Annotated in this window: 9 protein-coding genes; 8 read left to right on the top strand and 1 reads right to left on the bottom strand. The window is 57.5% G+C overall.

The annotated features are described in order from the left end of the window. Window positions 1–126 precede the first annotated feature (126 nt). On the bottom strand, window positions 127–1,095 hold the full coding sequence (locus tag J3P86_RS09760; protein ID WP_434605048.1) for a LysR family transcriptional regulator: 969 nt from the start codon (window positions 1,093–1,095) through the stop codon (window positions 127–129). Between the two features lie 332 nt (window positions 1,096–1,427). Between J3P86_RS09760 and J3P86_RS09755 the strand changes: the two genes are divergently transcribed. From J3P86_RS09755 to J3P86_RS09720, 8 genes are all read left to right on the top strand, one after another. Then, window positions 1,428–2,588: a quaternary amine ABC transporter ATP-binding protein gene (locus J3P86_RS09755; RefSeq protein WP_434624743.1), complete on the top strand. Its 1,161-nt coding sequence runs from the start codon at window positions 1,428–1,430 to the stop codon at window positions 2,586–2,588. 25 nt (window positions 2,589–2,613) lie between these two features. Next, on the top strand, window positions 2,614–3,567 hold the full coding sequence (proW, locus tag J3P86_RS09750) for a glycine betaine/L-proline ABC transporter permease ProW (RefSeq protein ID WP_434624745.1): 954 nt from the start codon (window positions 2,614–2,616) through the stop codon (window positions 3,565–3,567). Window positions 3,568–3,623: 56 nt separating this feature from the next. Continuing rightward, window positions 3,624–4,652 (top strand): glycine betaine/L-proline ABC transporter substrate-binding protein ProX, encoded by a 1,029-nt coding sequence (proX, locus tag J3P86_RS09745; RefSeq protein ID WP_434700617.1) that lies wholly within the window; start codon window positions 3,624–3,626, stop codon window positions 4,650–4,652. A 313-nt stretch (window positions 4,653–4,965) separates the two neighbouring features. Next, window positions 4,966–6,285 carry an NAD(P)/FAD-dependent oxidoreductase gene (locus tag J3P86_RS09740; protein ID WP_434652835.1) on the top strand — a complete coding sequence of 440 codons (1,320 nt, stop codon included), beginning with the start codon at window positions 4,966–4,968 and terminating at the stop codon, window positions 6,283–6,285. 98 nt (window positions 6,286–6,383) lie between these two features. Continuing rightward, the gene (locus J3P86_RS09735; RefSeq protein WP_434700077.1) at window positions 6,384–7,286 is read left to right on the top strand and encodes a dihydrodipicolinate synthase family protein; all 903 of its coding nucleotides are present in this window, start codon (window positions 6,384–6,386) and stop codon (window positions 7,284–7,286) included. Between the two features lies 1 nt (window position 7,287). Next, window positions 7,288–8,778, top strand: a complete 1,491-nt coding sequence (locus J3P86_RS09730; protein WP_434700076.1) for an aldehyde dehydrogenase — start codon at window positions 7,288–7,290, stop codon at window positions 8,776–8,778. A gap of 172 nt (window positions 8,779–8,950) precedes the next feature. After that, window positions 8,951–10,312 (top strand): dimethylsulfonioproprionate lyase DddP, encoded by a 1,362-nt coding sequence (gene dddP / locus J3P86_RS09725; RefSeq protein WP_434700075.1) that lies wholly within the window; start codon window positions 8,951–8,953, stop codon window positions 10,310–10,312. After that, window positions 10,309–11,262: a GlxA family transcriptional regulator gene (locus J3P86_RS09720; RefSeq protein WP_434700074.1), complete on the top strand. Its 954-nt coding sequence runs from the start codon at window positions 10,309–10,311 to the stop codon at window positions 11,260–11,262. The genes dddP and J3P86_RS09720 overlap by 4 nt, the downstream gene beginning before the upstream one ends. Window positions 11,263–11,448: the final 186 nt, after the last annotated feature.

The raw sequence follows: 11,448 nt of genomic DNA, 5'->3' as shown, positions 1-11,448 counted from the left end.
CCAATCCGGTCGGCAAAACTACATTTTCGTTGTTCAACTGATAACTTGGCGTTATGACCGGGCGAATCCAGACACTACCTTGTTTGGATTTCGCTAACGGCGAGAGGAACCTACGTCGGGAGAAACTTATACAGCCAATCTGGAAAACTTCGAGAGGATCCAGTCTCGCACTCTCCGACAGGCATCTTCATATTCAGTCCTTTCATTACAGGCAACATAATGAAGACTGTTTCGAAGCGTCACCTGCTGCTCGACGGGACGAACAAGCTGCCCCCTCTCGACCATGGCCCCGACCAGCTGGTTCCAGCCCAGTGCTACGCCCTGATGGGTCAAGACCATATTCATGATCAGGTTGTAGTCATTGGCATGAAAAATAGGCGGGCAGTCACCAGGACGCTCATCAATATCAACGTTCAGAAACGCCAGCCATACCCCCCAGTCAACATGCTCAGCCACCCCCGACCGGCCATAGGGACTCAGATTGAGTAGCGAAGAATCGCGCACGCCTTCAAGCGAAGTCAGTTCGGGGTGCGCCTCCAGGAACACGGGAGAGCAAACAGGATAAATAATGTCGTGGCACAACTGATAACTCTTGTACCCGTCCCCGACCTTGCGGATCTTCGAGATGATGATGTCCGGCTCTACGCCAGGCTCCATATTCACAAAGTTCTGGGTAGTGATCAGATTGAACTCGATATCCGGGTTCGTTGCACGAAACTCTGGAAGATGTTCCGACAGCCATAATGCGGAGAATGCGGGTGAGCAACAAACAGTCAGAATGTGCTTCTGCGTCGGCGTGGTACGAATCCTTTCAGCCGCCTGTGCGATATTAACGAAGGACAGTTGCGCCGCCTCAAAAAAAATCTTCCCCTCGGCGGTCAGCTCTACCGTCCGCCCGGCACGCATGAACAATTGAGCGCCCAAGGAGTCCTCAAGCTCCCGGATCTGCCGACTGATCGCCGCTTGCGATACACAAAGTGCCTCTGCCGCCCGAGTGAAGCTTTCATATTTGGCGGCGGCGACAAACGCTCTGACAGCCCTGAGGGAAGGCATTCTAAGCAGTAATGTATCGGGGTCAACGTGTCTGCTGAGCATGGCAGGCCCTCGCACTCCTAGCATCCGCGAAAGCGGCGGAGCGTAACTCAATAGCCTGGCCCGGGCCATACAAAGCGTCGTGATTACGCCAAGGCGGTCGTTTCGACAGGCCTCGATAACGTTAGGTTATCCATAAAGCCCGGTAAATGTTGTTGGATTTAACACAAGGATACCCATAGATTGAAAAAAAGCCCGAGCCCAAGGGCAAACAATAAAAACAAGGTCAATGTCATGCGCCATTCAATCATTTATTCCTGCCCGCCTAAATTACCAACGCTCGAACTCAATTCGATTTCGTGCGCTTGTAGCGTTACACGCAAAGGAGGGACGCGATGACTAGTTCAGACGAAATCATTTCTGTTAAGAACGTTTTCAAGATATTCGGCGCACAACCCGACGCGGCGATGAAGATGCTTGCCGCTGGCGCCTGCAAAAAAGATGTGTTTGAGAAAACAGGTCAGGTTATTGGTGTTTTCGACGCCAGCTTCGCCGTCAAGCGTGGCGAAATCTTTGTGATCATGGGGCTCTCGGGTTCTGGCAAGTCGACGATGGTGCGTTTGTTCAACCGGCTTATCGAGCCCACCTCCGGCAGCATTTATCTGAACGGTCGGGAAATTACCGGGCTGGCTGATAAAGCCCTGCTTGATGTTCGCCGTAAAGAGATGGGCATGGTGTTCCAATCCTTCGCCCTGATGCCTCACATGAGTGTCCTGGAGAACACCGCCTTCGGCCTGGAAATTTCCGGCATCGCCGAAAAGGAACGGCATAGCCGCGCCAGGGAAGCCCTCAGCCAGGTCGGTCTTGCTGGCCAGGAGCACAGTTATCCGCATCAACTTTCCGGCGGCATGCAGCAACGCGTAGGCCTGGCCCGTGCGCTGGCCAACGACCCGACCATCCTGCTGATGGACGAAGCCTTTTCCGCGCTGGACCCGCTTATCCGCAGCGAGATGCAGGGGGAGCTCATTCGCCTGCAAGCCGAACAGAAGCGGACCATCATTTTCATCTCCCACGACATCGAGGAAGCCGTTCGCATCGGCCACCGCATCGCGATCATGGAGGGCGGCCAGGTGGTGCAGATCGGCACGCCTCAAGAGCTGATCAGCCAACCCGCCAATGACTATGTGCGCACCTTTTTCAAAGGGTTCGACAGTTCACGGATTCTCAAGGCGGGCGACGTGGCCAGGCTTGATCCGGAATGGGTTCGTAAAGCGAATGGCCAGGCGCCCCACTTCAAGGCCGGCCTTCCGTTCGGTTACCTGGTCGATGAACGAGGGCAACTGCTCGGGGTCGTCGACATCGATACCAGTGGCGCGGGTGGCGGCACACATCACACCCAGCACCAACACCAGCCGGTATTTACCGATACGCCCCTGCACGAAGTATTGGAAATTGCGGCCAACCTGCCGTATCCGGTCCCTGTACTGGACCGCTCGGGCGCGCTCACCGGGACCCTGTCAAAGAGCGAGTTGCTGCAAACGCTGAGCCGCCATTGATACAACCGTGAAGAGGTAAGCCCTGATGTCCGAGTTCAGTTTTCTCGACCCGTTCCAAGTCGCCACCATTCCACTCGGCGATTGGGTGGAAAGCACCCTGAATTTTCTGGTGCACAACTTTCGCGATGTATTTCGCGCCATCCGCTGGCCGATTGACCAGGTACTTAACGGCGTTGAGTTCATTCTGCAGAGCATTCCGCCGAGCATCGGCATCCTCCTGTCTTCATTGCTCGGATGGCAACTCGCTGGTAAACGCATGGCGTTGCTGTGCTTTGTGACGCTCACACTGCTGGGTTTGATCGGTGTCTGGTCCGAGTCGATGACGACCCTGGCGCTGGTACTGACCTCGGTGTTCTTTTGCGCGCTGCTGGGTATTCCACTGGGTATTCTCTGTGCCCGCAGCGACAACCTGGAAAAGGTCCTGCGGCCCATCCTCGATGCCATGCAGACACTGCCGGCGTTCGTTTATCTGGTGCCGGTCGTCATGCTGTTCGGCATCGGCAACGTGCCGGGCATCCTTGTGACGATTGTCTTCGCCCTCCCCCCTCTGGTGCGCCTGACGAACCTGGGCATCCGCCAGGTGCCGGAGGACAAGATAGAAGCGGCCCGCGCGTTTGGTTGCACACCGCGGCAGATGCTCACCCGTGTCCAGCTGCCACTGGCGACGCCAACCATCATGGCGGGACTCAACCAGACCCTGATGCTCTCGCTGTCGATGGTGGTCATCGCCTCGATGATCTCGGTGGGCGGCCTGGGACAGATGGTCCTGCGCGGCATCGGTCGCCTGGACATGGGCCTGGCCACGGTCGGCGGGACGGGCCTGGTACTGCTCGCCATCTTCCTTGACCGCCTGACCCAAGCCATGGGCGCGCGCACCGGCGCCGACCCGAGCCTGCGCTGGTATCACACCGGTCCCGTAGGTCTGCTGCTACGCCTGTTCGGCGCAAGACAGCCTGCGGGGCGGAGCAAGACCGCCTGAATCCCACTTTCGATCTGCCGCACTTGAAGAAAAAACCCCAAAAAAGGTACGCGACAATGTCTGAATTCAAGCTCTCCCGCAGCATTCTCAATTGCGCTACAGCCCTCGCCATTGCGGCCATGTCCCTGTGCGCAAACGCCTCGGCGAACCAACCGGGCGACGGTGTGAAGGTCACCCCCATCTTCCCGTCCATCGCTGAAGAGCGTTTCCGTGGCGAAGTGGCCATGGAAGGGCTGCGAGGGCTGGGTTACAAGGTGCAGGAGCCCAAGGAGACCGAATACGGCGTCATGATGATGGCCTTGGGTAGCGGTGATGCGGACTTTACCGTGCATTTGTGGGACAAGTTGCACGATAAATTCTTCCAGCAGGCCGGGGGTGATAAAGCCATGGTCAAGGCGGGCGACATCATGCCCGGTGTACTTCAAGGTTATCTGATCGACAAAAAGACCGCTGAAGCGCACAACATCAAGTACATCACCGACTTGAAGAAACCGGAAATCGCCAAGCTGTTCGACACCAACGGCGACGGCAAGGCAGACATGACGGGCTGTAATCCTGGCTGGGGCTGCGAGCTGATCATTGCCCATCACATGAAGGCCTATGACCTGGAAAAAACGGTCACGGTCAACCAGGGTTCCTATTTCGCGCTGATGGCTGACACCATTACCCGTTATAAGGAAGGACAGCCGATTCTCTACTTCACCTGGGTCCCACAGTGGATTGCCACCGTTCTGGTCGAAGACAGGGATGTGGTCTGGCTGGAAGTACCGAAAACCGACCTGCCTGATGGCAACAATAACGTTGACACGATGTACAAGGGCAAGAATCTCGGCTTTGCAGTGGATAAGGTCGAGGCCGTGTTGAATAAAGAGTTCGCCGACAAAAATCCGGCAGCCTTGAAGTTCCTTTCGGTGATGCAGATTACTACCGCTGACGAAAGTGCCCAGAACCTGAAGATGCAACAGGGCGAGAAAAAGCCTGCGGATATTCGCCGCCACGCCAAGGAGTGGGTAGCCGCCCATCGGCAGCAGTTTGATGCCTGGTTACAAACTGCTCGCGCGGCAGCGACACAAGCCAGCAATTGATACGAACAAGAGGCGGGGCGAGTCGATGACTGCCCCCGCCTTTTAATGGCGCTCGGTTCTACGCAACATTTAGTTTATGAAATCCAACTGAAAGCTCCCGTTTCGATTATCGATAACGGAGGGTTATCTTTTTTCTTGATTTAATGTTGCTGGATATCAAGCAATCATCAGAATAAATTTTATGCCCTACCCCGTCGTTAATTAACTGCAAAGTCTTGACCGTTACGCCCGTTAAATACTCAGTCGCCGTGAAATTGCCAAGCAACCTTTTGCAAGACAGGCGTCGGATTGGTTGAATGAACAGGATCTTGAAATGTTGAAAGTCTCTTCGTTACCTGCCGATGATCAGTCTTGCGGGTGGTATCACTTGAGCAGGGGGCGCCAGGTCAAGCCCGCCCATCAAGGTCACGACAGCGCACGTTGGGTGATTGTCGGTGCCGGTTTTACCGGGCTCGCCGCCGCCCGGCAGCTCGCGACTCATTTCCCCGACGACCACATTGTGTTGATCGACGCTCAGGAAATCGGCTTTGGCACTTCCGGTCGCAATGCCGGATTCGCTATCGACTTGCCGCATGACATCGCCGCAGAAGATTACATCGGTGATATCGCCACTGCCAAAACAACCCTTAAACTCAATTTGAGCGGCCTGAGCTATCTAAAAGAATTGGTTGAACGCCACAACATCAATTGCCAGATGAAGCATTGCGGCAAATATCAGGCGGCCGTTGAACCACGGGGCATCGCTGTCCTGGAAGCCTACCGTCGCGGACTCGATAAGCTCGATCAACCCTACCAGATGATCGAGGCTGGCGAACTACCCGAACATATCGGCACGCATTTCTACCGCAAGGCCTTATTTACGCCAGGGACTTCCTTGCTTCAGCCGTCGGCGCTGGTCAAAGGTCTGGCCGACAGCCTTCCCGGCAACGTGACACTCTACGAAAACACCGCGATCACGCATGTCGAGTACGGCACCAGGACGGTGCTCAAGCACGCCGGGGGCTCAATCACCGCCGACAAACTGATCCTGACCAATAATGCCTTTGGCATGAGTTTCGGCTTCCTGAAGGGGCGAATGCTACCAGTGTTCACCTATGCCAGCCTGACCCGTCCCATGACCGAGCAAGAGCAAGCTCGCCTGGGCGGCCGGCCTTATTGGGGGGTGATTCCCGCGGACCCATTCGGCACCACGGTACGTCGCACTCCGGACAACCGCCTGTTGATCCGTAACAGTTTCAGCTTCAACCCCGACGGCCGCAGCGATACAAAATATCTGAAACGCTTTGTCGCCAGGCATCAAGCCTCTTTCGAGCAACGCTTTCCCATGTTGCCCGCGATGAACTTCGAATATACCTGGGGCGGTGCACTGGCTCTTTCGCGTAACCATATGGGTTATTTCGGCGAACTTTCACCCCATGTCTATGGGGCTCTTTGCTGCAATGGCCTGGGTGTTACCCGCGGGACGGCGACCGGAAAACTCCTGGCGGATTGGCTGGCCGGCGAACACTCCGAACTTATTGATTTTGTCTTGAAATCACCCGGCCCCAGCCCTAATCCACCCGGCCCGCTGGTTTCAGCGGGCGTCAATATAAGTTTGCGCTGGGGGCAATACCGCGCCGGTAAAGAAAGTTGACCCGCCCCGACACACTTGAAGAAGTTCAGGTCCGTTCGCTCGATTCTCGGCAAGCGGCCTCCCTTGGTTGAACAGTGACATTAACTGGAGCGATATCAATGAAGTTTGAAGGCATTTACACACCGGCCGTTACGCCCCTGACCTCAGACGGCAGTATCGATAAGACAGCCTTCGCCGACGTCCTGGAGTATCTGGTCGACGCCAAGGTACACGGCATCATTATCGGCGGCTCGACCGGCGAATATTATGCCCACACCGCCCAGGAGCGTTTCGACCTGGCTGCCCAGGCCAAGGACGTGCTGCGCGGTCGCCTGCCGCTGATCGTGGGGACCGGCGCCATCCGCACCGAAGACTCCGTCGCCTACGCCGAAGCGGCGAAGGCGATCAAGGCCGATGCGCTGCTGGTGGGTTCACCGCCCTATGCACTGCCAACGCAAAAGGAAATCGCGCTGCACGTCAAGGCAGTGGACCGCGCCGCCAATCTCCCCATCATGCTTTACAACTATCCAGGCCGCATGAGCGTGAGCATGGGCACGGAGTTCTTTGATGAGGTCCGTGATGTGAAGAACATCGTCGCCATCAAGGAAAGCTCCGGCGACATGGCGCAGATGCACCGCCTGGCCTGCAAGTATCCGCACATCGCTCTGTCTTGCGGCTGGGACGACCAGGCCCTGGAGTTTTTCGCCTGGGGCGCCCGCAGTTGGGTGTGTGCCGGTTCCAACTTCATTCCCCGTGAACACGTCGCGCTGTACGAGGCCTGCGTGGTCGAGAAGAACTTCGACAAAGGTCGCCGAATCATGGCGGCGATGATGCCGCTGATGGATTTCCTGGAAGGTGGAAAATTTGTCCAGTCCATCAAGTACGGCTGTGAACTGAACGGCTTGAGCACCGGTGGCCTGCGTGCCCCCCTGCACGGCCTGGACCTTGATGAGAAACAGGCGCTGCAAAGTGTCGTCACCGAGCTCAAGCGCAACATCGCGCAAATCACTGGAGGTGCATGAGATGGCTGATTTACTGACCAAGGAACAGTACGCGGCCATCGCCGCCAAGTTGCAGTTTCCTACCCAGGCCTTCATCAACGGCGAGTTCCGCGATGCGCTCTGTGGAAAGACCTTCATCACGACGAACCCTGCCACGGGTGAACAGCTTGCAGAGGTAGCGGCTTGCGATACCCGTGACGTCGACGTTGCCGTGGCTGCCGCCAAGCAGGCGTTCGAGGATGGCCGCTGGCACAAACTGTCGCCCGGCGCACGCAAGCAGGTGCTCCTGCGTTTCGCCCAGTTGCTGGAAGACAATGCCCATGAGCTCGCGGTGCTGGAAAGCCTGGACAGTGGCAAGCCGGTCAGCGAATGCCAGAACGTCGATGTGCCCGACACCATCCATACCTTGCGCTGGCATGCCGAGTTGATCGACAAGGTGTACGACAGTACCGCGCCGACCGGCCACGGTGCCGTAACGATGGTGGTGCGCGAAGCGATCGGCGTGGTCGGCCTGGTCCTGCCTTGGAACTTCCCGCTGTTGATGCTGGCCTGGAAGATTGGTCCTTCCCTGGCCGCCGGCTGTTCCATCGTGGTCAAGCCCGCCAAGGAAACCACCCTGACCGCGCTGCGTGTCGCCGAGCTGGCCCATGAGGCTGGTATTCCGGCCGGTGTATTCAACATTACCCCTGGCGGTGGTCGCGAGGCTGGCGAGGCAATCGGCCGACACATGGATGTGGCGATGGTCAGCTTCACCGGTTCTACCGACACAGGCCGGTTGTTCCTCAAGTACGCGTCCGAGTCGAACCTCAAGCGCGTGGTGCTGGAACTGGGGGGCAAGAACCCCGCCGTGGTGATGAATGACTGCGAAGACCTCGATCAGGTTGCCCAGTATGTGACCGCCGGCGCTTTCTGGAACATGGGCGAGAACTGCTCGGCGTCGTCGCGGCTGATCGTCCATGAAGAGGTCAAGGAAGAGTTGCTGCAACTGATCGGCAAGCACCTGCGCGATTGGAAAATGGGCGACCCGCTGGATCCGCAAAATCGCCTCGGGGCCATGATCAGCAAAACCCATTTCGAGAAGGTGCGTTCGTATCTGGAGTATGCGGCCGAGCAGAAACTCAATGTGCTGCAAGGTGGCGAGACCGAGTCCGGTGTGTACGTGCAGCCGACGATCATCGACGGTGTTGAACGTGACAGTCGCCTGTTCATCGAGGAGATCTTCGGCCCGGTCCTGAGCGTCACCCGCTTCAGCACGATCGACGAAGCCATTGCGCTGGCCAACGACACGGTCTACGGCCTGGCGGCATCTGCCTATACCGGTAGCCTGCGTAACGCTTTGCGGCTGTCGCGGGAAATTCGGGCGGGCGTGGTCACGGTCAACTGTTTCGGTGAAGGCGACGCCTCCACGCCGTTCGGCGGCTACAAGGAGTCCGGTTTTGGGGGGCGTGACAAATCCGTCTGGGCACACGATCAGTACACCGAGCTGAAAACCATCTGGATCGATGCTTCGTAAGCTGGATGCTTTTAATAAGGGTCGCGACTTTTTGGCGACTGTACTGGCCTCATCGCGAGCAAGCTCGCTCCCACAGGGTCATGTGTACGGCCGAGGAATGTGGGAGCGAGCTTGCTCGCGAAGAGGCCGGCACAGCTGAATACCTCTAGCAGACTGAACACTGGACGCCATCATGCCCCCTTCACCTTTTTCGATTCCAGCCAATGCCCGGCGCATCGACCCGGCGAGGCAGCGTGCAGTTGCACTGAAAAAAGACGGCTCCGTCGACGACAACAACCGCGTCGAGATAGGCCCTACGCCGCTGGCGTTTGCGGAGTGGGAGCGGCTGGGCCTGGAGCCGCCCCATTTGCCCACCCTGCGCAAGTACCGATTGCAACGGATAGTCGATCAACTGGTCGTCCGTGACCTGGGTGGCATCCTGTTATTCGATCCGCTGAATATCCGCTACGCGACCGATACCACCAACATGCAACTGTGGACGACTCATAACCCCGCACGGGCATGCTTCGTCGCCGCCAGCGGGCATGTGGTTTTGTGGGATTTTCATGGCTGTGATCACTTGTCCGCCCACTTGCCGCTGGTGACGGAGCTACGCAGCGGGGCATCGTTTTTCTTTTTCGAGACCGGTGAACACACGGATCGACACGCCAGGCATTTCGCCGCGCAACTCGACGATTTGCTGCGCCAACACGCCGGAGTCAACCGACGGCTTGCGGTCGATCGAATAGAAGTCGCCGGCGTGCGCGCCCTGGATGCCTTGGCGATCGAAATTTGCAGCGGCCAGGAAGTGACCGAATTCGCGCGCATGATCAAGGGCCCGGATGAAATCAAGGCGATGCGCTGTGCGGTGGCTTCATGCGAAGCGTCAGTGGCCGAAATGCACCAGGCAATGCGCGCCGGCGCGACCGAAAACGATGTCTGGGCCGCGCTGCATTCCGGCAATATCCGCCGCGGTGGCGAATGGATCGAGACGCGCATCCTCAGTTCCGGTCCTCGCACCAACCCCTGGTTCCAGGAGTCCGGCCCACGCGTGTTGAACGACGGCGACCTGCTGTCATTCGACACGGATCTGATCGGCACCTACGGCATGTGCGTGGACATGTCCCGCAGCTGGATCTGCGGGGGTCTGGAGCCCATGCCCGAACAGAAGCGCCTGTACCGGATCGCCCATGACCATATCGTCCATAACACCGAGTTGATCAAGCCAGGCGTACGCTTCACCGAGCTGACCGCCAAGGCGCACCGGTTGCCCGAACCGTGCCGGGCTCAACGGTATGGCGTGCTTTATCACGGCGTCGGGCTGTGTGACGAGTACCCGAGCATTCGTTATCCGGAGGACCTGGAGTCCTACGGATACGAGGGCGAACTGCAGCCGGGCATGGCCCTGTGCGTCGAGGCGTATGTCGGTGAGGTGGGCGGACAGGATGGCATCAAGCTGGAGAACCAATTGCTGGTGACCGAGGCCGGTTATGAGTTACTCACCCACTACCCTTTCGATGACAGTTTCCTGCGGGATACGAAGCGCAACTCATGAACGCGATGATCGAGTCCCAGAAAACATCGAGCGTGGGCTTCCTGTTGCTCGATAATTTCTCCCTGACCTGTTTCACCCAATGCCTGGACGTGCTCGTCACCGCCAATTTGATTCAGCCAGGGTCGATAAAAATCCATACTTTCAGTCGCAACGACTCTGAAGTGATCAGCGACCTGGCAATCCCCATCAGGCCAGACACACCGTTGACCGATATCAGGATCGCGGCGCTGGACTTGATGATTGTCTGCGGCGGCCTGCGCACGCCGAGGGTACTCCCCCACGGGTTGGTAACGCTGCTGACCAAACTGGCGAACCTGCCCATTGCGCTCGGCGGCTTATGGAACGGCGCCTGGTACCTGGGCAAGGCTGGACTGCTGGATGGTTACCGATGTGCTATTCATGCCGAACAACGAATGGCCTTGTCGGAGTGTTCACCGAAAACCACGGTGACGCTGGATACAGTGGTGTTCGACAGGGACCGATTCACCGCGTCAAACCCTGCCGGCGCGTTTCAGATCATGATGAAATGGCTGTACGCGGCCCTCGACCCGAAAGTTGCGGACGCGGTGTTTGACCTGTTGGACCATGAGTCTCGGTTTCGTACCTCGGCCAAGGTCCTGGACCGCAAAGTCAGTGCGTGCCTGCGGGAAGTCATTGCATTGATGGAATGCAACCTTGAAGAACCTTTGAGCCTGGACTTGCTCGCTCAATGCGTTCAGCTTTCCAAGCGCCAGATCCAGCGCCTGTTTCGCAGGCAGATCAATATGTCTCCGCAACGCTACTATCTGGAACTACGGCTGACCGAGGCACGGCGCCTGCTACAGAACTCCAGGCTGAGCGTCACGGATGTCGCCATTGCCTGCGGGTTTGTCTCTACCCCTCACTTCAGCAAGTGCTATAGCACGCTCTTTGGCTGTCCTCCTTCGAAGGAAAGTCGCTACGAGATATAGCGCCTGCTGACGAGGAGGCAGGTTTCCCGATGCTAGGCTTCGATAGGCTGCTCATTAGAATCCGAGGATTGCAACAACGAAAACGGAGTGTCTTTAAAGTTGTCAGGCAGTAGCAGCGCTTACAGACTATTCATCCTTGAAAACAATAAATCCGGTGCCCTGACGAAGGGCACCGGACGGCAACAA

Origin of the sequence: Pseudomonas sp. D1-1, from assembly GCF_051132225.1 — a bacterium.
Lineage (GTDB): Bacteria > Pseudomonadota > Gammaproteobacteria > Pseudomonadales > Pseudomonadaceae > Aquipseudomonas.
This window is presented reverse-complemented; position numbering and strand designations above follow the sequence as displayed.